At 37.7% G+C, this 23,552-nt stretch carries 20 protein-coding genes, 1 tRNA gene and 3 pseudogenes; 20 read left to right on the top strand and 4 right to left on the bottom strand.

From position 1 onward, the window contains the following. Positions 1-122 precede the first annotated feature (122 nt). From LEUFL_RS0108045 to LEUFL_RS0107985, 14 genes and pseudogenes are all read left to right on the top strand, one after another. Positions 123-1,571 (top strand): ABC transporter substrate-binding protein/permease, encoded by a 1,449-nt coding sequence (locus tag LEUFL_RS0108045; RefSeq protein WP_010008678.1) that lies wholly within the window; start codon positions 123-125, stop codon positions 1,569-1,571. Further along, entirely contained in the window at positions 1,572-2,312 is a 741-nt protein-coding gene (locus tag LEUFL_RS0108040) for an amino acid ABC transporter ATP-binding protein (protein WP_010008677.1), read from the top strand. A gap of 56 nt (positions 2,313-2,368) precedes the next feature. Then, positions 2,369-3,795, top strand: a pseudogene (locus LEUFL_RS12165) (ABC transporter substrate-binding protein/permease). 86 nt (positions 3,796-3,881) lie between these two features. Further along, positions 3,882-4,679 carry a TatD family hydrolase gene (locus tag LEUFL_RS0108030; protein WP_010008675.1) on the top strand — a complete coding sequence of 266 codons (798 nt, stop codon included), beginning with the start codon at positions 3,882-3,884 and terminating at the stop codon, positions 4,677-4,679. Further along, entirely contained in the window at positions 4,672-5,241 is a 570-nt protein-coding gene (rnmV, locus tag LEUFL_RS0108025; protein ID WP_010008673.1) for a ribonuclease M5, read from the top strand. The genes LEUFL_RS0108030 and rnmV overlap by 8 nt, the downstream gene beginning before the upstream one ends. Position 5,242: 1 nt before the next feature. Beyond that, positions 5,243-6,120: pseudogene (gene rsmA / locus LEUFL_RS12160) on the top strand (16S rRNA (adenine(1518)-N(6)/adenine(1519)-N(6))-dimethyltransferase RsmA). Positions 6,121-6,212: 92 nt separating this feature from the next. Continuing rightward, entirely contained in the window at positions 6,213-6,446 is a 234-nt protein-coding gene (locus tag LEUFL_RS0108015) for a Veg family protein (RefSeq protein ID WP_010008671.1), read from the top strand. Between the two features lie 75 nt (positions 6,447-6,521). Next, complete coding sequence (locus LEUFL_RS0108010; protein WP_010008670.1) at positions 6,522-7,079, top strand: metal ABC transporter solute-binding protein, Zn/Mn family; 558 nt, start codon at positions 6,522-6,524, stop codon at positions 7,077-7,079. Between the two features lie 55 nt (positions 7,080-7,134). After that, positions 7,135-7,386: a hypothetical protein gene (locus LEUFL_RS0108005; protein ID WP_010008669.1), complete on the top strand. Its 252-nt coding sequence runs from the start codon at positions 7,135-7,137 to the stop codon at positions 7,384-7,386. Positions 7,387-7,491: 105 nt separating this feature from the next. Continuing rightward, entirely contained in the window at positions 7,492-8,325 is an 834-nt protein-coding gene (purR, locus tag LEUFL_RS0108000; RefSeq protein WP_010008667.1) for a pur operon repressor, read from the top strand. Positions 8,326-8,329: 4 nt separating this feature from the next. After that, positions 8,330-9,706, top strand: a complete 1,377-nt coding sequence (gene glmU / locus LEUFL_RS0107995; RefSeq protein WP_010008666.1) for a bifunctional UDP-N-acetylglucosamine diphosphorylase/glucosamine-1-phosphate N-acetyltransferase GlmU — start codon at positions 8,330-8,332, stop codon at positions 9,704-9,706. Positions 9,707-9,891: 185 nt separating this feature from the next. Continuing rightward, positions 9,892-10,260, top strand: coding sequence for a fructosamine kinase family protein (locus LEUFL_RS13340; RefSeq protein WP_258167370.1), 369 nt, complete (start codon positions 9,892-9,894; stop codon positions 10,258-10,260). 8 nt (positions 10,261-10,268) lie between these two features. Further along, positions 10,269-10,739, top strand: a complete 471-nt coding sequence (locus LEUFL_RS13335; RefSeq protein WP_258167369.1) for a fructosamine kinase family protein — start codon at positions 10,269-10,271, stop codon at positions 10,737-10,739. Between the two features lie 35 nt (positions 10,740-10,774). Next, the gene (locus tag LEUFL_RS0107985) at positions 10,775-11,272 is read left to right on the top strand and encodes a hypothetical protein (protein WP_010008665.1); all 498 of its coding nucleotides are present in this window, start codon (positions 10,775-10,777) and stop codon (positions 11,270-11,272) included. A 74-nt stretch (positions 11,273-11,346) separates the two neighbouring features. On the opposite strand, the gene LEUFL_RS0107980 is transcribed toward LEUFL_RS0107985, so the two are convergent. The 4 genes from LEUFL_RS0107980 to LEUFL_RS0107965 form a co-directional block, all read right to left on the bottom strand. Next, positions 11,347-11,418 (bottom strand) — tRNA-Glu (locus LEUFL_RS0107980). A gap of 84 nt (positions 11,419-11,502) precedes the next feature. Next, complete coding sequence (locus LEUFL_RS12150; protein WP_010008664.1) at positions 11,503-12,084, bottom strand: 2-keto-4-pentenoate hydratase; 582 nt, start codon at positions 12,082-12,084, stop codon at positions 11,503-11,505. 247 nt (positions 12,085-12,331) lie between these two features. Beyond that, the gene (locus tag LEUFL_RS0107970; RefSeq protein ID WP_010008663.1) at positions 12,332-13,372 is read right to left on the bottom strand and encodes a branched-chain amino acid aminotransferase; all 1,041 of its coding nucleotides are present in this window, start codon (positions 13,370-13,372) and stop codon (positions 12,332-12,334) included. An 81-nt stretch (positions 13,373-13,453) separates the two neighbouring features. Next, complete coding sequence (locus LEUFL_RS0107965) at positions 13,454-14,611, bottom strand: PTS sugar transporter subunit IIC (protein WP_010008661.1); 1,158 nt, start codon at positions 14,609-14,611, stop codon at positions 13,454-13,456. Positions 14,612-14,965: 354 nt separating this feature from the next. Between LEUFL_RS0107965 and priA the strand changes: the two genes are divergently transcribed. The 6 genes and pseudogenes from priA (at position 14,966) to rsgA (ending at position 23,534) form a co-directional block, all read left to right on the top strand. Continuing rightward, on the top strand, positions 14,966-17,389 hold the full coding sequence (gene priA, locus LEUFL_RS0107960) for a primosomal protein N' (RefSeq protein WP_010008659.1): 2,424 nt from the start codon (positions 14,966-14,968) through the stop codon (positions 17,387-17,389). A 125-nt stretch (positions 17,390-17,514) separates the two neighbouring features. Beyond that, entirely contained in the window at positions 17,515-18,480 is a 966-nt protein-coding gene (gene fmt, locus LEUFL_RS0107955) for a methionyl-tRNA formyltransferase (RefSeq protein WP_010008658.1), read from the top strand. Then, positions 18,477-19,822 (top strand): annotated as a pseudogene (rsmB, locus tag LEUFL_RS12145) (16S rRNA (cytosine(967)-C(5))-methyltransferase RsmB). Before fmt ends, rsmB begins: the two are co-directional and overlap by 4 nt. A gap of 34 nt (positions 19,823-19,856) precedes the next feature. Continuing rightward, the gene (locus LEUFL_RS0107945; RefSeq protein WP_010008655.1) at positions 19,857-20,600 is read left to right on the top strand and encodes a protein phosphatase 2C domain-containing protein; all 744 of its coding nucleotides are present in this window, start codon (positions 19,857-19,859) and stop codon (positions 20,598-20,600) included. Positions 20,601-20,608: 8 nt separating this feature from the next. Then, the gene (pknB, locus tag LEUFL_RS0107940) at positions 20,609-22,519 is read left to right on the top strand and encodes a Stk1 family PASTA domain-containing Ser/Thr kinase (protein ID WP_010008653.1); all 1,911 of its coding nucleotides are present in this window, start codon (positions 20,609-20,611) and stop codon (positions 22,517-22,519) included. A 91-nt stretch (positions 22,520-22,610) separates the two neighbouring features. After that, entirely contained in the window at positions 22,611-23,534 is a 924-nt protein-coding gene (rsgA, locus tag LEUFL_RS0107935) for a ribosome small subunit-dependent GTPase A (RefSeq protein ID WP_029508729.1), read from the top strand. Positions 23,535-23,552: the final 18 nt, after the last annotated feature.

Here is a 23,552-nt window from a genome sequence, read left to right as displayed (position 1 = left end):
ATACGATGAGTATATTCTCTTTTATTTGTGACTGATAAAAAATATAATATTTTTATATTTTAAATAATAAAACATGACATGGTATGAAAACTTACATTCTTTTTTGCTAAAATAAAATCATGATGAAAAAAATATGGTTAATATGTATTGCAATATTTATTGCAACAATCACGATAGTGACACAAAGTGAACAGGTTAATGCAGATAAACAACCGCATTATGTTATTACAACTGATGCAAGTTTTCCACCGTTTGATTTTCAAGATCAAAATAATCAATATGTGGGGATTGATCTTGATATTCTAAAAGAAATTGCTAAGCGTGAAGGGTTTACTTACACGTTAAAAGCAATGAGTTTCAATTCTGCTACTCAATTAGTTGCTGGTAGCCAAGCCGACGGTGTCATTGCCGGTATGTCAATTACTGATGAGCGAAAAGAAGTTTTTGATTTCAGTACGCCTTATTATAAAACTGGCGTTGTTTGGGCCACTAAAAAAGGTAGCAATATTAAATCTCTTAGCGAATTGAAAGGACAAACGGTTGCATTAAAGACAGGTACTGCAGGTGCTGATTATGCTAAGAAGATTCAGTCTCAGTATGGCTTTAAAGTTAAATATTTCAATGATTCAAATATTATGTATAACGATGTTGTTTCTGGTAACTCGGTTGCGACATTTGAAGATGCACCAGTAATTCAATATGCGATCAAAAATGGATTGAAGCTTAAAATAATGAATGCTGATAAATTATTTGATGCCGGCTGGTCTGGTTTTGCTGTAAAAAAGGGTGAAAACAAAGCCTTGTTAACTGCTTTCAACCAGGGGCTCAAGTCAATTCAAAAAGATGGCACATATGACAAAATTGTGAAGTCTTATCTTGGTAAAAGTCAAGAACACTTCACTGGTAAGACAAGTGACAATAATTCAGTACTTGGTTTGTTAAAGACTAATCGAAAGGCCTTCATTGATGGCTTGATTGAAACGATTAAGTTAACAGTACTCGCTATTATTTTGGCTTCCATCTGGGGGATCTTCTTAGGTATTCTAGGTATCAGTGAAACAAAGTGGTTGCGTGGCGTATCCACAACGGTGATTTATATTTTCCGTGGATTGCCTTTGATGGTGTTGGCATTCTTCATCTATATTGGTTTACCAACAGTTATTGGTACCAAGGTACCAGCCTTCTTGGCAGGAATTATCACTTTGGTATTGAATGAGGGTGCTTATACAGCAGCGTTTGTTCGCGGTGGTTTTGAGGCAGTTGAAAAAGGTCAAATGGAAGCAGCACGATCATTAGGTTTGCCATATGGTAAAGCGATGCGGAAGGTAATTGTTCCGCAAGGGTTACGGATTATGGTACCGAGCTTCATTAACCAATTTATTATTACGTTAAAGGACACGTCCATTTTATCAGCAATCGGGTTGTTAGAATTGACGCAGACCGGAACCTTAATTGTGGCACGTAATTCACAAGGCTTCAGAGTGTGGGCAATCATTGCGGTGATGTACTTGATTGTCATTACATTGTTAACATGGCTAAGTAATTGGGTAGAAAAAAGGATGAAAAATTAAATGACTGATGTGAAAGTACATGTTGAAAAAGTAAATAAATCTTATGGGAGTAATCATGTGTTACGTGATATCTCATTAGATATCAAAAACGGTGAAGTTGTCGTTATGATTGGCCCATCGGGTTCAGGTAAATCTACTTTTCTAAGAATGTTAAATCAACTTGAAACACCAGATAGTGGCACAATTGTTGTGGACGGTTTTGATATTAGTAATTCAGAGACTGATATCAATAAAGTACGCGAAAACATCGGTATGGTATTTCAGAACTTTAACCTATTCAATAACTATTCAGTGTTGGAAAACATCATGTTGGCGCCTGTTGAATTGGGGAAGTTGAATAAAACTGAGGCTGAGAAGTTAGGCCGTGAATTGTTAGATACAGTTGGCTTAGCTGATAAAGCAGACGCTAATGTTAAGTCATTATCCGGCGGTCAAAAGCAACGTGTTGCCATTGCGCGTTCTTTGGCGATGCAACCAGATATTTTGTTATTTGATGAACCAACATCAGCTTTGGATCCAGAAATGGTCGGTGATGTCTTAGATGTCATGAAAGATTTAGCTAAACAAGGGATTACGATGATTGTGGTGACTCATGAAATGGGATTTGCAAAACAAGTTGCGGATCGTGTTGTCTTTTTTGAAAGTGGTAAGATTCAAGAATCTGGAGCTCCAGATCAAATCTTTAGTGCGCCGAAGAATGATCGTTTACGCGAATTCTTGGGTAAGGTGATGCATGCATAATGAACAAAATACGAAGCGCTAGTTGGCTTGGTTTATGGCTATCAATATTTGTTGTAATGGTAAGTTTTATTTTACCTACTACAGACGTTCAAGCTGCAGAAAAGCCGAATTATACAATTACAACTGATGCGAGTTATCCACCGTTTGATTTTCAAGATCAAAATAATCGATATGTGGGTATTGATCAAGATATTTTAAAAGAAATTGCTAAGCGTGAAAAATTCACCTACACATTAAAACCAATGAGCTTTAATTCTGCAGCCCAACTAGTTGCAAACGGACAAGCTGATGGTATTATTGCTGGTATGGTCATTACTGATGAACGGAAACAGGTTTATGATATCAGTACGCCATACTATAAAACTGGTGTTGCATGGATTGTTAAGAAAGATAGTACCATTACGTCTTTAGCTGCATTAAAAGGACAAACAGTTGCATTGAAAACGGGTACTGCTGCAGCTGATTATGGTAAAAGTTTACAAAAAAATATGGCTTTAAGGTTAAGTACTTTAACGATTCAAACGTTATGTATAATGATGTCGTGGCAGGTAATTCGGTTGCGACATTTGAAGATATGCCGGTTATCCAATATGCGATTAAAAATGGTGTTAAGTTAAAGGTCATGAATGCTAAGCAACTGGGCAATGCTGGTTGGTATGGCTTTGCTGTTAAAAAAGGTGAAAACAAAGCCTTGTTAACTGCTTTCAACCAGGGTCTCAAGTCAATTCAAAAAGATGGCACATATGACAAAATTGTGAAGTCTTATCTTGGTAAAAGCCAAGAACACTTCACTGGTAAAACAAGTGACAATAATTCAGTACTTGGTTTGTTAAAGACTAATCGAAAGGCCTTCATTGATGGCTTGATTGAAACGATTAAGTTAACAGTACTCGCTATTATTTTGGCTTCTATCTGGGGTATTTTCTTAGGTATTCTAGGTATCAGTGAAACAAAGTGGTTGCGCGGCGTATCCACAACGGTGATTTATATTTTCCGTGGGTTACCTTTGATGGTGTTGGCATTCTTCATCTATATTGGTTTACCAACAGTTATTGGTACCAAGGTACCAGCCTTCTTAGCAGGAATTATCACTTTGGTATTGAATGAGGGTGCTTATACAGCAGCGTTTGTTCGCGGTGGTTTTGAGGCAGTTGAAAAGGGTCAAATGGAAGCAGCACGATCATTAGGTTTGCCATATGGTAAAGCGATGCGGAAGGTCATTGTTCCGCAAGGGTTGCGGATTATGGTACCGAGCTTTATTAACCAATTCATTATTACGTTAAAGGACACGTCTATTTTATCAGCGATCGGGTTGTTAGAATTGACGCAGACCGGAACCTTAATTGTGGCACGTAATTCACAAGGCTTCAGAGTGTGGGCAATCATTGCGGTGATGTACTTGATTGTCATTACATTGTTAACATGGTTAAGTAATTGGGTAGAAAAAAGGTTAGAAATTAGATTTTTTACATCAAAAGGCTGATACAAAATAGCGATCAGTCTTTTTATTTGTTATGATAAAAAAGTCGCATGCTATACTAATTAAGATAAAATTTTTTGGAGGTAGAAATGGCAATTTATAATTCAAATAAAAAGCTAGTTGATGGATATGATACACATACGCATTTGAATGATGACCAGTTATTTCATGATGTTCCTGCATATATTGGGCGAGCGCACGAATTTCGTATTATGGAAATGAATATTGTAGGGTTTGATGCACAAAGTAATCAACGCGCTTTACAAATAGCTGAGGCACATGAAGGTGTTTACGCTGTCCTAGGTTTTCAACCAGAGGATACGAATGATTTTAGTGACGCAGCTGCGCAAACTCTGGGTGAGCAGATAAAAAATCCTAATGTTGTTGGTGTTGGAGAAACGGGCTTAGATTATTATTGGGATACAGCATCACATGATGTCCAAAAGGCAGCGTTTGAAAAACATTTGGCATTAGCTAAGGCAGCTGATTTACCAGTTATAATCCATAATCGCGATGCTTTTAGTGATGTCTACGATATAATTAAACAATCTGGTATTACTAAAGGTGTGATGCACAGCTTTTCAGGTACCCCTGAACAGGCACAAAAATTTATTGATTTGGGTATGCATATTTCATTTAGTGGAGTTGCAACATTTAAAAAGGCGCAGGAAGTGCGCGATGCTGCTAAAATCGTACCGCTAGATCGTATTTTGGTAGAAACTGACGCACCGTATCTTGCACCAGTACCATACCGTGGGAAGCAAAACGAACCAGCATTTGTGAAGTTTGTATTAGATAGTTTAGCTGAAACACTTGACATACCAGTTGAAAAACTAACAGATATTACACGAACAAATGGTCACCGTCTGTTTTTAAATCATGAATAAGCCGTTAAAGATACAGGAAATAATTGTTGTTGAAGGCCGATCGGATACCCAAAATTTAGCGCGTGCAGTTAATGCTGATACAATTGAAACCGGTGGTAGTGCCATTAACTCAGAAACGATTGACAGAATAAAATTAGCCATGCAGGAGCGAGGCGTTATTGTCTTAACAGATCCTGATTTCAATGGTAATCGTATCCGTCATATCATTACGCAACACGTACCAAACGTGTGGCACGCTTACATTACGCAAGATGAGGGACGCGCTGCTAAAGATAATCCACATAAGTCATTGGGTGTTGAGCATGCATCGCCAATTGTTTTACAAAGAGCATTGGCATCTGTTGCGCATCATCAAATGACAAATACCGCAATAATTGATATGGATATTTTGCAGGCATTAGGTCTTGTTGCCGGTACCCAAGCTAAAGCAAGGCGTAGCTGGTTAGGCGATGAATTGCATATCGGTTATAGCAATGGTAAACAATTGCAAAAACGTTTGCAGCAATATAATATTGATGCACAACAATTGAAAACAACAATGGCGCAATACGAGGAGACTTGAAATGTCAAAGAACATTGATATTGCTAATCCAACACGGACACAAGCAATTCTAAATCAATATGGTTTGCATGCTAAAAAGAAATTTGGACAGAATTTTTTAACAGATGTGAATGTTTTACATGATATTGTCGATATTGCTGATATTACATCAGAAGATTATGTCATCGAAATTGGGCCAGGTATTGGTGCCTTAACAGAACAATTAGCACGTAAAGCAAAAAAGTATTGGCTTTTGAAATTGACGAACAGATGGTTAAGGTATTAGATGATACCTTAGCGCAATATGACAACGTTCGTGTGATTCATCAAGATATTTTAAAGGTTAATTTACCAGAAATGATTAGCCAGGAATTTGAACCAGAAGCATCAGTTAAAATAGTTGCTAATTTACCTTACTATATTACAACACCTATCCTGACGCAGTTGCTACATGCTGATTTTAAATGGCAAAATATTGTGGTGATGATGCAAAAAGAAGTAGCTGATCGACTTAATGCTGAAATTGGAACTAAAGCATACGGTGTACTAACATTGACCATCCAATACTTTGCGCAAGCACATCTAGCACGGAAAGTCTCGGCCAATGCGTTTAACCCGGCGCCAAATGTTGATAGTGCTGTGGTTAAGCTAGTACCAGTTAAACCAGTGGTCGAAGTTGATAATGTTGATAAGTTATTTACACTGATTAAGCAAAGTTTTGCGCATCGTCGTAAGAGCCTTTGGAATAATTTAGTACAGGCCTATGGTAAAGATGATCGTACTAAAACTAATATTCAATCTGCATTATTAAAAGCAGAGATAGATCCAGGTATTCGGGCAGAAAAATTGAGCTTAGCTGAGCTTTCACATCTGTATATCGCATTACATGCAAATAAGTGATACGTTATAAATATTCGTTATTTTAAATATTTTTGCATTTTTTTCTAATCGTTGTATAATAAACTTGGTTTATATACGAAAGGTGGTATAAAATGCCAAGTAGTTTACAAGATATTAAACAAAAGCTTGATAATCGCGTTGGTGATAGCATCAAAGTGACAGCTCAAGCTGGTCGAAAGAAAATAACAGAGCGTTCGGGTGTTTTACGCGAAACTTATCCTTCATTATTTGTTGTTGAATTAAATGATAGTGCAAAGTTCGATCGTGTATCGTATAGCTATACTGACGTTTTGACAAAAAATATTGATATCACTTTTGCTGATTAATATAGTGAGTGGGCCTTCGGGCCTATTTTTTGTGAAGAGAAAGCCCAAATGATGAAGAACTTGGAGTATTAATTTATGCATAAGCAAGTCCTCTATGCGATTTTGACTATCCTATTAGTGTTTATTGGCGCAATGCTCGTTTTTATCCGTTTAGTCGGTGATACTGCGAGTCCGGTCAATCAAAAAATTCGAATTGTTACGACAATTACTGCTTACCAGCAGGCTGCACAACAAATTGTTGGCGATACTGGGAAAGTGACATTATTGCCTACTGATGTTCAGGAGTGGGGCGCTAAAGATAAAGAACAGTTAAAGAAAGCAGATATTATACTGGTTGACCATCAAGATGATCAGGATACATTAATAGCACAATATCGTAATTGGCAACTACAAAGTAAAATTATTGCAGCAAATCAAATTATTACTGATAATGACTTTGATAACTTGTGGGTAAGCCCATTAACCACTAAAGCTTTGAGTGATAAGCTCACCACGACGCTAAGTGACATAGATCCTAGAAATCGTGATACGTATGTTAGTAATGATAATCAGTTAAATACTAAGTTATCCGTATTAAATACACAATTGGCGACATTGGCTAAGAAAATAAAATTTAAATTATATTTCACTTAGCGATGATTGGGATATTTTATTTAGTCAGTTAAATGCACAACGTGTGCTTAAAAAAGTGAGTCACCAATCGTCATCTACTTTATTAGATGAAGCAAAAGATTACATCGACGATGATAAGGTTGATTTTGTCGTGATGCCAAATCAGCAAAATAATACAACAAAACAACTCGTCAAGCTGGCAAATAGCCATAAAATACCGATCATTACCATTAGTTATCCTAAAAATCAAAGTGAAGATATTTTGAATTGGCAACAGCAGAATTTAAATAAAATACAAAATATGATAAATAATCTAAAAAATAATTAAATCCGAATGTTCGGCGTTTAATAGTGATATACTAATAAGTAATTATAAAAAATTAGGAGGATTAATGGATTTGGTTAAGAATTAACGAATCCATTAAATAGAATTATGAAAACACGTCGATCTGATCGATTAGTTGATATGGCACGTTATATGTTGGAAAGACCACGTCAATTAGTTTCTCTATCATTCTTTGCCAAACGATATGAATCTGCAAAGTCATCGATATCAGAAGATTTATCAATATTAAAGCGGACATTCCAAGAACGTGGCACAGGATTGCTTGAAACAATTCCTGGGGCAGCTGGAGGAGCGCGTTTTGTACCTTACATGTTACAAGACGAAGCAGAAACATTTATTGAAGATATTCGTCAATTAGTTGATGATGAGACGCGCGTTTTGCCTGGTGGCTATGTCTATTTGTCAGATTTATTAGGGCGACCAGATATTTTAAGACAGGCTGGTCGTTTAATTGCAACACAGTATTTGAAAGATAATATTGATGCTGTGATGACAGCGGCAACTAAGGGTATTCCCTTAGCACAATCTGTTGCTGAACAGTTAAATGTACCTTTTGTCATTGTTAGAGATGATGCCAAGGTGACTGAGGGACCAACAGTTAGCGTGAATTATTTAACAGGGTCATCCAAACGTGTTGAAAAAATGGAATTATCAAGACGTTCGCTTAAAACTGGTTCTCGTGTTTTAATTGTGGATGATTTCATGAAAGCTGGCGGAACTATTCAAGGGATGCAAACTTTGGTTGGAGAATTTGATGGAACAGTCGTTGGAACAGCTGTATTTGCCGAAGGGCGATCAATGAATCGACTACTGGAGCGCTTTACATCCTTACTACATGTTGATACCAATTTAAGCGCTAATACACCTATTTCAGTAACTGCTGGTAATTTTCTAAAAGAGATATATAAACAAGAGGCTTAAATCAATGACTAATCAAGTAAATGTGATCATATTAGCTGCGGGTATGGGATCACGAATGAAATCAGAAATTCCCAAAGTATTACATGAAGTAGCTGGGAAAGCGATGATTGATTGGGTTTTAGATGCTGTCACACCAATCCAACCCAATCAATTAATTACAGTTATTGGGACTGGTGCGGAACGTGTTGCTGATCATATGGGTGACCACAGTAAATTTGTATTGCAAAAGCAACAACTGGGGACAGGACATGCTGTTCGCCAAACTGAAGATGAACTCAAAAATGAAGATGGTGTTACATTAATCATGTCAGGTGATACACCAATGTTTCAAGCAGATACGTTGAAGGATTTTATTCAGGCACATAAACAAACCAATAATGCGGTAACTGTTTTAACTGCTATTGCAGATGATCCAACTGGTTATGGGCGTATTGTCCGTGCAGATGATAATACTGTTTTAAAAATTGTTGAGCAAAAAGATGCTAGTGTCACAGAGCGTCGTATTCAAGAGATTAATACAGGGGTTTATATATTCGATAATCACTTATTGTTTGAGTCATTAAAACAGGTGACAAATGATAATGCGCAAGGAGAATATTATTTACCTGATACATTAGATATTTTAAGAAAATCTGGGCATCATATTGGTGCGCATGTGCTTAAAGACTTTTCGGAATCAATGGGTGTTAACGATCGTGTCGCGTTGGCTAAAGCTAATGCGGTGATGCGTCAACGTATTAATCATCGTTTAATGACACAAGGTGTTGAACTTGTTGATCCAGATAATACTTACATTGACGCAACTGTTGTTATTGGTAAAGATACAATTATTGAGGGTGGCGTATCTTTGTTAGGACAGACAAGCATTGGTCATGATACGGTGATTACGCAAGGGTCACGTCTAAAAGACAGTACAGTGGGTAACGAAGTTGTGATTACTGCTTCTCATTTGGAAGAAGCGGTTGTTGATAATCGTGTCACCATTGGTCCTTATGCCCACTTAAGGCCACAATCACATTTGGCAGATGATGTTCACATCGGTAACTTTGTGGAAACAAAGCAGGCTACTTTAGGTAAAGGCAGTAAGGCTGGTCATTTATCATATGTTGGAAATGTTGAGATGGGTCAAGATGTTAATGTTGGGGCTGGTACAATTTTTGTAAACTACGATGGTGTGAATAAATTTACTTCCGTTGTTGGGGACCATGCGTTTATCGGTTCTAATACAAAAATTGTAGCGCCAGTTCATATTGGTACACAAGCCATCACTGCAGCAGGCTCAACTATTACTAATGATGTGCCAGAGAAGGCGATGGGCATTGCTCGATCGAAGCAAATGAATAAAGATAATTTCTGGTCAAGAATGCCACATAAAAAATAAGTTTGCAGACTTTTTCATTTAACGTTAGAATGAATTTAGGTAGGTGAAAGGATATTTTATGACAAAGATAGCATTATCAAAAAGGATAATAATCATTGTTATGGGGATTTCTTTTGCCAAAATTGCAAATCAAGCAGTTATTACAGGTTATATGTAGTAGCTGCTTTTTATTTTGGAGGTATCAAATGACGGTAACCGAAGATTTTTTAACACGATTGAATATTCAAAACATACATGATGTTGTGCCTGTTCGTGGTGGAGATATTAATGAAGCTTATTCATTGTATTCCGGCACGCAACATTATTTCTTGAAAGTTCAAAAGCAACATCCAGCATCATTTTTTGATGTTGAAATAGCTGGATTAACAGCATTATCCCAAGTTGTCAGAACACCCAAAGTTATTGCCAACGGCGAAATCCGTGGGGATGCATATCTCATTTTGGAATGGATTGATCGTGGTAAGAGCGACCAGGGTGCGTTGGGACGCACTGTAGCAAATTTACATCAAAAAAATCGGATAACGGTCTATTTGGTTTTGACGTTGATAATTTAAATGATACAGTGCCAAAACATAACGACTGGCAAAAATCATGGGCAGAATTCTTTGTCACACAACGATTAGATCCCCTGATGGCACAAGCTAAGAAGCAAAATTCTTGGTTAACACAAAGGGGTAACCACTATGAGCAGCTAAGAGAAACAATTCTTCAAGATGACCACGCTCAAACGGTGCAACCATCATTATTGCACGGCGATTTATGGTCTGGTAATTTTATGTTTGATCGCTTAGGAACACCGATTTTAATCGATCCAAATTCATTTTATGGTGATCGTGAATATGATATTGCAATTTCACAAGTCTTTAGTGGTTTTAAACCGGCCTTTTATGAAAGCTATGAAGCAGCATATCCATTGGACTCGGGTTTCCAAACACGTGCGAACTGGTATAAATTCTATTATATTTTGATGCATTTTGTACGATTTGGCGATATTTATGCACCACGGGTTGATCGGTTATTGGCAACGTTTTAAATTATGGTAAAATAATTCACTAGAGGGTATGAATCATGATGATTTCTGGTGAACAGATACAGACAAATATTGTTGATGAAGTTTATTATAAACAAACATTGATTAGCGATGATACTGAAACAATTCCATTGGATCAACTTTTTTCAGTGGTTGACGCACATATTGAAGATGAACATTTTATGCAAGTAACGCTTGATATTAATGAGGGCAGTGCAGCGGGTGGTACAAATTTAAGTATTGAAACTAATTTTATTAATTTACCACTGCGTTATAAAAATGCTTTACGTAAATTAATTTGGGTAGATAAAACAAGTGATATTAATCTATATATGATTATAGAAAATGAATTTGTTAGTCAGTCTAATTTAAAAATAGCGTTAGCAAGTTCAGTATCTGCATATCAGGATGATGCAGAAAGCGTGAAGGCTAAAATATCGACATGGTTTACAGAACAATTGCAAAATATTGCACAAAATAAAAAGCAGTCCGAAGAAGTAGCTGAAGCGGACAAAGAAGACGACAGTGAGAAATAAACACTGTCGTCTTCTTTATTTGCTATCAAAATAAGCAAACAAAAAAGCCAGAACCGAAGTTCCAGCTTTTTTAGTAGCTCGTGAGAGAATCGAACTCTCGATTCCGCCGTGAAAGGGCAGCGTCTTAGCCACTTGACCAACGAGCCATGGTCAATTACGTTGTTCGTATTAAACAACTATATTAGAATACCATGGCTATAGTAGGTTGTCAACACTTTTAAATTAATTATTTATTTAACATGCAAAATAGTTGTTTGAGTGAGTGGACCACTGAACTTTGCCTCATACTCACCTTTAACGAGTTTTGGTGGTACGAAAAATGTTCCAGCGGATATGGTATCTCCAGGGTTAATCTGTTTGCAAGTTTGAGCTAACTTTTTAACTAACCATTGCAAAGCATGAAGTGGATTGCCCAATACTTCTGTTGCATCACCACTCGCAATGAGCGCACCATTATGATAAGTATCAACGTGAATGTCTTTTAAATCAGCTACTGTTAATGTATTACCATCAACCTGTATACCACTAACAATGTAACCACCCACAGCTGCATCACTAACGACTAGATATTTATTCAAAGTCGGAAACCAATCTTTAAAACGCGCATCGGGTACTTCGATACCACCACTCATAAAACTGTTCTGTAATAGTTCTGCGAGATCCATGTCTGTTGTTAAAGTTTTCTTAGCTGTGAAAACGAGCTCAACTTCAATTAATGGTTCATTTAAATTATCTAAAGAAACATTGGCGGGGTGAGTGAGTACTCTGGAAGCAACTTGTTGACCATACAATGGTTCGTTAGTATTGAACATTTGTTGGGTTGTATCACTTGTTAATGATACTTTATAGCCGGTGATACGTTCATTTTCTTTTTAGTAGCGCATCTTGTATGAGATAGCCGGTATTAAAATTATCAACCGTATTTTGCCAATCGGTCATATCTAACGCTACATTATTAAGATAGGCCTGATATAAGGCGTTAACTAATTGTGCTTGTTTTGTATTAAATCCCAGAAACCATAAGGTGACCTACTTTCTTTTTACAATTGTATTGCGTGCTTAATCTAATGGGACATCAACTGTCCAGCCTTCAGGACCTTCTTGTTCGCCAAACTGAATGCTGACCAAACGATCATATAACTTTTGAGTCTGTGGGCCCACTTCTGTTTCAGAATAGAAGACGTGCTTATCACCATTATGGGTGATAGAACCAACTGGTGAGATAACTGCGGCTGTTCCCATTGCGCCAGCTTCAGCAAATTCATCCAAGTCATTAATACTAATTGCTGTTTCTTCTGGTTGCATACCAAATTCTTCAGCTAAAGCTAAGAGTGAGTATTTTGTTACTGATGGCAAAATTGAGGGTGACTTTGGCGTCTTGAATTGACCATCTTTCGTAATACCAAAGAAGTTAGCTGAGCCTAGTTCTTCAATAAATTCATGAAGACGAGGATCTAGATAAACGACATCAGAATATCCGGCTTTGTGGGCTTCGTGTCCAGGCAACATACTAGCTGCATAATTACCACCAGCTTTAGCTTGACCAGTACCACCATGGGCTGCACGATCATATTCATTGGTAACATAAGCAGTTGGTGTTAGGCCACCTTTATAATAAGCACCAACAGGTGTTGCAAAAATAGTGAAAACGTATTCTGAAGCAGGATGAACACCAACAACAGGGCCTTGACCAATCATAAAGGGGCGTAAGTATAGCGTGGCACCACTACCGTAAGGTGGTATGAAATCAGCATTTGCTTGAACAACTTGCTTAAGTGCTTCGACAAATTGTTCTTCAGGAAATTCAGCCATCATGAGTCGTTTGGCAGAACGGTTTAACCGTGCTGCGTTCATATCAGGTCTAAAAAGGTTAACACCACCATCAGGACGACGATATGCCTTTAATCCTTCAAAAATTTGTTGACCATAATGAAGGCCGGTAGCAGCTTCGTGAACAGGAATTGTAGCTGAAGTCTCTAATGCGCCAGCAGACCACTTACCATCTTTATAGTAAGCACGATAGCGATAAGGTAATTCATGATAGGCAAAGCCTAGGTCATTCCAATCAAAATCTTCTGGTTTAACTTTTGCTGATGTCATAATATATTCCTCTATTCTTATTAATTTATTTAATATTACTCGTTTAATTTTAATTTTTCAAATCATTTTCTATGATTACGCTTAAACTTCTTCTAGGTGTAGGTCGTTGGGTTTTGTTTGACCAATGGTTTGTAAGAAACGATAATAAATAAATGATAGTATTGCTGGTAAAACAATACCAAATACGATGAGAATAAGTAGTTTATTTGGTGTAGATGTTAATGTGAGTGGCGCGATGAAACTGTTGAGACCTAAACCACCGATTGTATACGGTACTTGAAATTGAAATACGACGACTGCAATACAAGACATGACGGCGGCAATTACTAGTGGACCAACAGCAAGAATTGGTCGTTTAAGTAAATTGGGAAACTGAATCTTGGGTGTCACGATTGTTTGTGCAATATTAGCACCTAAATTATTTTGCATGGGTGCCATTGCAGCGAAGGCAACGAAGGCGACTGTTGTTCCAATAAGCGCAGCACCGGCACTCATTGGATCTAACTGAACAGCAATAGCTAAGGCGGCTGAAGAGGCTGGCGTCATTAAGAAAATAAACCAAGCAACCGATACAATGATAGCACCAAGAATTGGATTAACTTGCATGGTATTTGCTAATGTTTTAGACACTGCATTTAAAGCGGGTGTTACGACGGTAGCTAACCCAAGCCCGACAACGGAACCAACTAATGCTGAGGCCAATGGGACCAATACCATATCTAAGGGTGTTTTTCCTGTTAACCACTTACCAATAACGGCAGCAACTACAGCAGCTAAAACGGCTGAAATGGGTTGACCAGATGTGAGAACTGCGGAACCTGCTGGCAAAGCATGACTACCAGAGGCAACCCATCCAGTGGCCGTACTTGCGCCTGAAATTGGTGCAGCAGTGAAATAGATGGCGTTGGAACCAACAGTGGCGGCAATCATACTAGCACCAGTTACTAATGTTGATGTCCGAAGCATAACGGCAACGGCCATCCCCAAAGCAGGTGCTAAAAGTTTTTGGCCTTGGATACCAGCCATTTGTAAGGCAGGCCAGTGGAGTTGCTCACCAAGCATCGCTAATAGCAAGCCCATGCCCAATACAGCTAAAATTGTATTAGATACGCCTTGAGATACAGAATATACCCAATCACGAACACGCATTTTTTCTTCTGGGCGTGTTAACGGCCCGGTACCTGGCTGTAATTCTTTGGGATCAGGACGATCCGAGTGCTTCTTGTATGAATTCTTCATATTGTTCTCCCATATTTTTTAGAAATAAAAACGCGCTAGTTTTAATAACTAGCACGTCTAAATCACATTTAAACATTAACAGCACATGCTAGCCACTACCTTTTGAGTGGCTGCATAAGCAAATAGATCAACCACTGTTTGTCAAATAATAATGACAATAATGTTGACCACAATAATTGCTGTGAAATTGTTAGCGTTTAAATATGACATCAGATTATTCCTTTTGTTAGTGTATCGATATTATGACATGATTAGTATATTATGTCAATAATCTAATTTAATATATGTTTATTTTAATGTTGAATTGAAATGCGTAAACTATAAAAAATAATACGCCTTTGTTAAAATAAGAATATGACAAATACTTTTGCACAAATCATTGTCGATGTGCCGGCAATGCAAACGAATCATCCCTACACATATTTAGTACCTGAGCATTTAAAATCTGTTCTGGCTGCTGGTATGCGAGTTGAAGTTCCCTTTGGACATCGGCAAGTTTTGGGGATTATTGTTGGCATAAGTGCACAATTACCAAAAGATGTATCAGCTAGCAAATTGAAAGCAGTAACGCGAGCACTAGATTTAGCACCGGTCTTAAATACCGAATTATTGAATCTATCACGGTATTTAGCAGAAACAACTTTTGCTTTCCGTATCTCAATTCTAAAGACAATTTTGCCAAATGCACTGAAAGCTGACTATAAGCACTATATCCGTTTAGTAGATGAGGTAGATAATCATATTCGCACAAAAATATTTAAGGATCTAGATGAAATTCCATTTAATCCACAACAATTTTCAGATGATGAACTCGTTATTTTAGCCAGACTACGTCGTCATAATCAAATTGAAATGCGTATTGAAGTACAGGATCGCGCTAAAATCAAAACAGCGGTAGCTTATCAATTCAGTGAAGATGCTGAATTGTTAGAAAATAGTTTATCGGAACTCAAGCAAAATGCTAAAAAACAACAACAACTTCTGTCTTTTATTATGGGACATTTAGGTGAAACTTGGTCCAAACATGATTTGCAACAAAAGTTGGTGATTGGTGATTCAGTTTTAAAACAAGCGCTTAATAAAGAATGGTTGACCAAAGTGCAAGTTGAGCAGTTACGGGACCCATTAAAAGCAATGACGATTGATCACGTCAAGGCGTTAACATTGAATGCAGAGCAACAAATGGCGTATGAGAAAATCTGTCATCAATTTGATCAGCAGCGTTATCAACCTTTCTTATTGGAAGGTATTACAGGTTCTGGAAAAACAGAAGTTTACTTACAAGTTGCTCAACATGTGTTAAAAAATAACAAGACCGTATTGTTTTTGGTACCAGAAATTGCTTTGACACCACAAATGGTACGCCGAGTAAAAGGAAGATTTGGTCATCAAACAGCCATTTTACATTCAGGTTTAACTGATGGTGAGCGATATGATGAATGGCGTCGCATTGAACGAGGAGAAGCCACAGTTGTTGTTGGCGCGCGGTCAGCTGTTTTTGCACCTTTAAGTAATATTGGTTTAATCATTGTCGATGAAGAACATGAAACGACATATAAGCAAAACGATAATCCTCGTTATCATGCTCGAGAGGTTGCGTTGTGGCGTGGTCGATATCATCAAATACCTGTCATATTAGGTAGTGCAACACCAGCTTTAGAAACACGAGCACGAGCACAACGTGGTGTGTATGAATTGTTGCGTTTGACACAACGTGCAGGCGGAGCACAATTACCACATGTTGAGGTCATTGATATGAAAGAAACGTTAGCGAGTGGCGAAGAAACTAACTTTTCTGATGTTTTACGAGAAAAATTGGCACAAAGACTTGAAAATAACGAACAAACCGTATTGATGTTAAATCGGCGAGGATTTTCAAGCTTTGTGATGTGTCGTGATTGTGGGTATGTGCCCCGTGATCCTAATTGTAATTTAGCGATGACTTTGCATATGGATTCACATTCATTAAAGTGTCATTACTGTGGACATGAAGAATCTATTCCTCATACTTGTCCTCAATGTGGGTCCAAACGTATTCGTTATTATGGCACGGGAACGGAAAAGGTAGAAAAAGAATTACTTGATTTATTTCCACAAGCTCGGGTTATTCGTATGGATCAAGATACAACACGCAAAAAGGGTAGCATGGATCGTATGTTGCAACAGTTTGGTCGTCATGAAGCAGATATTCTACTAGGCACACAGATGATTGCTAAAGGTTTAGACTTCCCTGACGTGACACTTGTTGGTGTGCTTAATGCAGATACAGCGCTCGGGTTGCCAGATTTTCATGCCAGTGAACGCACTTTCCAACTATTGACACAAGTGAGTGGTCGAGCAGGTCGAGCCCAAAAACAAGGTGAAGTCGTGGTGCAAAGCTTTAATCCGCAGCATTATGCCATACAACTTGCTAAGAACCATGATTATCCTGGATTTTATCAAAGAGAAATGGCAGTTCGCCATGCCGGACGTTATTCACCTTATTACTTTATTGCTCAAATTCAAGCCAGCCATCAAGATGAGAATCAGGCCAGTATCCAATTGACCAAGGTGGCGCAGTGGTTGAAAAAGCATTTGCAACAACAAGCAGTTATCTTAGGCCCAACACCAAAACCAATTGCTAAGATGCGAAATCGTTACTATTTTCAAATTATTTTAAAGTATAAAGATCAACAATTGGTTGATAACTTACTTCATGTTTTACAAGATAATGCACAAAAGGTGACAAAAAAGGGATTGCAATTGAGTATTGATAAGGAACCAATATCATTTATGTGAACAATGGTAATTAAAAAACAGTTGTCTGGATTATTTGTTATAATGGAAACTGTTTTGTACATTTTATTAAGAAGTTAAGATATCAACACATTATCCAACCTACAGTGGTATGAAAAAGGAGAATTATGACATATTCAGTTGTTTTTATGGGAACGCCACAATTTGCTGTACCGATACTTGAAGCGCTAATTCAAAGTGCAGATTATCAAGTTAAAGCGGTTGTAACACAGCCAGATCGCCCGCAAGGCCGAAAACATCAATTAGTCGCAAGTCCAGTAAAGGTAGCCGCATTGGCACACGATGTTCCCATTTTACAACCTGATAAAATGCTACATTCTCCTGAAATGGCCGAAATTATTGCCTTACAACCTGATTTTATTATCACAGCAGCATTTGGTCAATTTCTACCAACAGCGTTATTAGCTGCGGCTAAAATTGCGGCAGTTAATACACACGCTTCATTGTTACCGAAGTACCGCGGTGGCGCACCAGTACATTATGCCATTATGAATGGTGATGAAGAGACAGGTGTTTCAATTATGTATATGGTCAAAAAAATGGATGCTGGCGATGTCATTGATCAGGTAAAGGTTCCAATTTTGTCATCTGATAATGTGGGCACTATGTTTGAGAAATTGAGTTTTGCGGGTCGTGATTTGCTAATGGACACATTACCTAAAATAATCACGGGCCAGATTCACCCAAAGCCACAAAACGAGGCGTTAGTCAGTTTTTCTCCGAATATTACGCATGAACAGCAGGCACTTAATTTTGAAAAAGAAACAGCACAAGCACTTGATTGGCATGTGCGTGGCTTATATCCAACGCATCCAGCTTATACTGTTGTGGATAAAAAACGTATGAAATTAATTGATGTGACACCTTTAGATATCACAACAACTTTATTGCCAGGACAAGTTGTCATAAAAAATAAGAAGCAGTTTTCAGTAGCTGCAGCTAACGGTACTGTTCTACAAATTAATGCACTACAACCAGCCGGGAAACCTAAAATGTTAATTCAAGATTACTTAAATGGTGTTGGTAATCATTATGACGTTAACGATGTATGGGCGGAGAATATTGAATTATGAAAATACAGACAAATAACCCACGCGTACTAGCCGTTCAAACTTTAGCACGAGTTAAAGATGGGGCTTATTCCAATTTACAATTGAACCAGGTTATTAAAAACATGACTTGTCCGATGCTGATCGGCGCTTATTAACAACCTTGGTTTATGGTGTTATTCAGCACAGATTAACGTTGGCATATTGGTTAGAACCATTTGTTGCTAATAAGAAATTGGATGATTGGGTTCGCGAACTACTGTATACAGCGCTATTTCAAATGCAATATTTGGATAAGATCCCACAACATGCTGTATTTAACGAGTCAATCGAAGTAGCTAAAATCTTAGGACATGTTGGTATCCGAAAGTTTGTGACTGGCATTTTGCATGATATATCACGTAAAGGTTTGCGTGATATATCAGCTATAGAAGATAATATTGAAGCATTATCTGTTAAGTTTAGTTTACCTATTTGGCTAATTAAAACATTGATTGAACAAAATGGTTTAACTGAAACGCAAAGTATGTTGGCGACAATTAATGATGTTCCTCGCCAAAGTGTTCGTGTGAATACGGTGTTATCGAGTGTAGATGATGTTACTCTATCATTAGAAAACGAAGGTTTTTCTGTTAAAAAATCTGAAGTTGCACGAGATGCATTAGTGATTAGTGGCGGTTATGTTGCAGGAACAAAAGCGTACCAATCAGGCTGGATTACTATTCAAGATGAAAGTGCGATGCTCCCAGTTGAAAGTTTGCAGTTAAACCAGCATGTGAAAACAATATTGGATGCTGCAGCTGCGCCTGGTGGAAAAACAACACAAATGGCACAGATGATATCATCTGAGGCAAGTATTACAGCACTCGACATTCATCAGCACAAAGTCAAGTTAATTCAAGATAACGCTAAACGGCTTGGCGTTGGTGATCGTGTAGAGGCACTTAGTTTAGATGCACGAGATGTGCCAAGTCATTTTGCGCATCAGCAATTTGATCGTATTTTGGTTGATGCACCGTGTTCGGGACTAGGGCTATTGCGCCGAAAGCCAGAAATTCGTTATGATAAAACATTAGCCGATGTTAACCATTTGGCTGAATTACAATTGGAAATTTTATCCGCTGTTAGCCAAAATCTAGCAAAAAATGGTATCATAGTTTACAGTACTTGTACAATTTTGCAACAAGAAAATGACAATGTTGTTAATTTATTTTTAAAAGAGCATCCCGATTTTGAACTTGTACGGACACAAACAGCGCATAACTTGAAAGCAGATCGTGAAGAAATGACATTGCAAATATATCCGCATGATTATCATACGGACGGCTTTTTTGTTGCTACGTTTCAAAAGATTGATGTTGATTAACAATTGAGAATTAAAAAAGGTGCATGAATAAGATATGGAAGTAGCATATTTAACTGATCCTGGTAATAGAAAAGGTGATAATGAGGACTACGTTGGTGCTTTTCAAAACCAATCGGGCCTTTGGATGCTTATTGTAGCTGATGGTGTGACCTCAAATGAAGGTGGCGAGGTTGCCAGCGCAATGGCTGTTGAACACTTTGGTAATGCTTGGGAAAGTACCTCCATAGAAATGATGAAAGCAACGGTTGACTGGCTTAAAAATCGTGCTCAGTTAGAAAATGATGCAATGCTACAGGCGGGTGAACGTTTCCGAGATTTATCCCAGATGGCTACCACATTAATTATTGCGGTTATCTTTAATCAGCAGTTATTGTTAGCTAATTTAGGCGATTCAAAAGCGTTTCGTTTGCATGATAATCAACTGACACAACTATCATTTGATCATTCCCTAAAAAATGAATTATTAAGAACGGGTCGGATTACAAAAGCCGATGCTGAACAATTACCTAATGCCAATAGTTTAACGCGGTATTTAGGCGTAGATACACGTGTGGATCTTGAAATATCTCAGCACGAATTTTTGCCATCCAATATTTTACTATTAACATCAGATGGTATCACTAAGGTCTTGACTAAAGATGATATTAAAGCAACATTGAGTCAATATGATTTAACACTTGAGGAACGCGCTAATGCATTGGTTCAACAAGCTAATGATAATGATGTGCCAGATAACGTTACAGCGTTATTGTGTCAGCAACAAAATGAAAAGGATTAACGTCACTCATGTTACCGGATACACTCATTAATAATCGATATCGTATCATCAGGCCACTTGGTGGTGGTGGTATGGCAAATGTATATTTGGCGCATGATGAATTTTTAAATCGTGATGTCACTTGTAAATGTATGCGTCTTGATATGAAAGACGATCAAACACTAGTGAAACGATTTCAAAGGGAAGCCGTGGCTGCAACCGAGCTGGTTCACGATAATGTCGTCCAAATATATGATGTTGGTGAAGTCGATGGTTCCCAATATATTATTATGGAATACGTTGATGGCACTGATTTGAAATCATATATTGCCAATCATTTTCCCATACCTTATCAGCAGGTAATTGATATTATGCTGCAGGTTTTAAGTGCTGTTCAAGCAGCGCACGAAGCTGGTATTATTCATCGTGATTTGAAACCGCAAAATATTTTAATCGATAAAGCTGATAAAGTTAAAATTACCGATTTTGGTATTGCGGTTGCTAAGTTTGATCACACAATGACACAAACAAATACTGTTGTCGGTTCCATTCATTATCTTTCTCCTGAACAAACCAGAGGCAGTATGGCTTCTGATAAGTCTGATATCTATGCTTTAGGTGTTATTTTGTATGAGATGCTAACTAAAAAGGTGCCATATGAAGGGGAAACTGCGGTTTCAATTGCATTAAAACATGCGAATTCTGATATGCCGTCAGTGCGCGATTTTGATCCAAGAATTCCACAAGCATTAGAAAATGTGATTTTAAAGGCAACAACTAAATTACCTCAAAACCGATACGCTAGTGCGCAGGCCATGTTGGATGATTTACGTACAGCATTATCGCCACGGCGTGCTAATGAGCAGCGTTTTGTGCCGTTGTCTACTGAAGAAAATGAAACACGTATTATTCCGATGGATCAGATACAAAGCCAACTGCGAGATGGTGTGACTACCGAAACGGCTTTGAATAAGGATGATATGCCGATTCCAAAAACCGTGGATGATCAAATTATTGAATATGGCGCAAAAAATTATCATGTTAAGACAATTGCGAAGTTGGTGGAAAGAACGCCGAATTATGTGCGTGATGTTTTACGCAAACATGGTATTAAATTTAAAGATAGAAAACGTTGGCCATGGGTACTGGTATTAGGCCTTTTAATTGTGTTGGGTAGTGGTACAGTTTATATGGTTAATGCTTCTAATCGTGTTAATGTGCCTAATGTGGTTAATGACTCGCAGGCAGATGCAGAGCGTAAAATAAAAACGCTGGGTCTAAATGTGGGGACTGTTACACGGACAACGTCTAAGAGCATTACAAAGGGGCATGTGATTAGTTCTGACCCCAAACGTGGTGCACGTGCTTATAAGGATGATACAGTTAATTTAATTATTTCAACAGGTAGACAAAAAGTGCGTTTTGGTGATTATGTTGGCTCGGATTATGATACAATATCAACACAATTACGTGCTCAGGGATATAGTGTTAATAAAAAAGAAATTGCTTCTAATGATGTAGACGATAATAAAATTATCAATCAGTCTTTGAATGCAGATGATAAAGTAGATCCAACTGAGACGACGGTTGATTTTACAGTATCAACGGGCCCAGCTAAAATACAAGTACCTGATTTTACCGATTCATCTACAAGAGCAGATGTTGAATCATGGGCGACTGGCAATAATATTATTGTGAATTTTAATGAAGTTAATGATAATAAAATCGGTAAAGGGAAAGTCATTTCTCAATCGATTCGTGGTGGGTCAACGATTACTGTTAATGATACTTTGATGGTAACGATTTCATTGGGAACAGCATCTTCTTCAAGTTCCTCATCAAAATCGTCATCTTCAAGTAGCAGTGGTTCGTCATCATCGTCATCGGACGAAGATAGTTCCGATAGCGCATCAAATGATAACGATGATTCATCAAATTAAAAGACAGCGTATATGCTGTCTTTTCTTTTTATAAAGTAATTCATGATAAAATATAAAGCATGACATGGAAGGACAAAATGAGCTTGATATGATGAAAACAGGCCGAATTATTCAATCACTAAGTGGTTTCTATGATATTCAAAATGAATCAGGACAAATAGAAAGAACGCGCGCACGCGGCGAATTTCGCAAATCAAAGCAAAAACCTTTGGTTGGTGATTTTGTCGATTACGAAAGTCAAAATGATGAGGGACTCATTTGGAAAATTCATCCTCGCCATAATGCTTTGGTGCGGCCACCAGTTGCAAATATTGATTTGGCGGTTATTATTACTGCTGCTAAAGAACCCAATTTTGCAAATAATTTATTAGATCGACAACTTGTTGCTTTAGAAGCGGCACAAATTGTACCACTCATTTATTTTACAAAAACTGATTTACTCACAAATGATGAGTATGAAGATTTCAAATTAATCCAGCAAAATTATCAAAATATTGGTTATGAGGTTATATTGCCAGCACCACATCAACAGGATGTCGCTTTTAATCAATTAAAAGAACAATTACAGCATAAAGTGGCTGTTTTTATGGGACAAACTGGCGCTGGTAAATCAACTTTATTAAATCATTTATCACCTGAATTAGGATTGGAAACGGGTGAAGTTTCAAAAGCATTAAGTCGTGGAAAACACACAACGCGAAAAGTAAAGTTGATCCCGGTTGAATCGGCACTCATTGGTGATACACCCGGTTTTTCTTCTTATGAAGTCTTTGATTTTTCAGTTGATGAGCTAGATGATTATTTTCCTGAATTTGTAGCGGTGCGACAAAATTGTCAGTTTAGGGGATGTTTACATTTAAATGAGCCTCATTGTGCCGTGAAATCAGCCGTAGAAATTGGCACAATTGTACAATCGCGGTACAATAACTATAAGAGCTTTTATGACTTAATTAAATCACAGAAGCCAAAATACAAAAACAAAAATAGCGTATCATTTAGACAGAAGCATGAATAAGTCGTTATGCTAAAGGAG

The organism is Leuconostoc fallax KCTC 3537, assembly GCF_000165675.1.
GTDB lineage: Bacteria > Bacillota > Bacilli > Lactobacillales > Lactobacillaceae > Leuconostoc_B > Leuconostoc_B fallax.
The sequence above is the reverse complement of the archived record's forward strand: the minus strand, read 5'-3'. Positions and strand labels throughout refer to the sequence as shown.

Coding starts and splice junctions, on each gene's coding strand:
- LEUFL_RS0108045 (WP_010008678.1), top strand. CDS start 123: ATGAAAAAAATATGGTTAATATGTATTGCAATATTTATTGCAACAATC.
- LEUFL_RS0108040 (WP_010008677.1), top strand. CDS start 1,572: ATGACTGATGTGAAAGTACATGTTGAAAAAGTAAATAAATCTTATGGG.
- LEUFL_RS0108030 (WP_010008675.1), top strand. CDS start 3,882: ATGGCAATTTATAATTCAAATAAAAAGCTAGTTGATGGATATGATACA.
- rnmV (WP_010008673.1), top strand. CDS start 4,672: ATGAATAAGCCGTTAAAGATACAGGAAATAATTGTTGTTGAAGGCCGA.
- LEUFL_RS0108015 (WP_010008671.1), top strand. CDS start 6,213: ATGCCAAGTAGTTTACAAGATATTAAACAAAAGCTTGATAATCGCGTT.
- LEUFL_RS0108010 (WP_010008670.1), top strand. CDS start 6,522: ATGCATAAGCAAGTCCTCTATGCGATTTTGACTATCCTATTAGTGTTT.
- purR (WP_010008667.1), top strand. CDS start 7,492: ATGAAAACACGTCGATCTGATCGATTAGTTGATATGGCACGTTATATG.
- glmU (WP_010008666.1), top strand. CDS start 8,330: ATGACTAATCAAGTAAATGTGATCATATTAGCTGCGGGTATGGGATCA.
- LEUFL_RS13340 (WP_258167370.1), top strand. CDS start 9,892: ATGACGGTAACCGAAGATTTTTTAACACGATTGAATATTCAAAACATA.
- LEUFL_RS0107985 (WP_010008665.1), top strand. CDS start 10,775: ATGATGATTTCTGGTGAACAGATACAGACAAATATTGTTGATGAAGTT.
- LEUFL_RS12150 (WP_010008664.1), bottom strand. CDS start 12,084: ATGTTCAATACTAACGAACCATTGTATGGTCAACAAGTTGCTTCCAGA.
- LEUFL_RS0107970 (WP_010008663.1), bottom strand. CDS start 13,372: ATGACATCAGCAAAAGTTAAACCAGAAGATTTTGATTGGAATGACCTA.
- LEUFL_RS0107965 (WP_010008661.1), bottom strand. CDS start 14,611: ATGAAGAATTCATACAAGAAGCACTCGGATCGTCCTGATCCCAAAGAA.
- priA (WP_010008659.1), top strand. CDS start 14,966: ATGACAAATACTTTTGCACAAATCATTGTCGATGTGCCGGCAATGCAA.
- fmt (WP_010008658.1), top strand. CDS start 17,515: ATGACATATTCAGTTGTTTTTATGGGAACGCCACAATTTGCTGTACCG.
- LEUFL_RS0107945 (WP_010008655.1), top strand. CDS start 19,857: ATGGAAGTAGCATATTTAACTGATCCTGGTAATAGAAAAGGTGATAAT.
- pknB (WP_010008653.1), top strand. CDS start 20,609: ATGTTACCGGATACACTCATTAATAATCGATATCGTATCATCAGGCCA.
- rsgA (WP_029508729.1), top strand. CDS start 22,611: ATGAAAACAGGCCGAATTATTCAATCACTAAGTGGTTTCTATGATATT.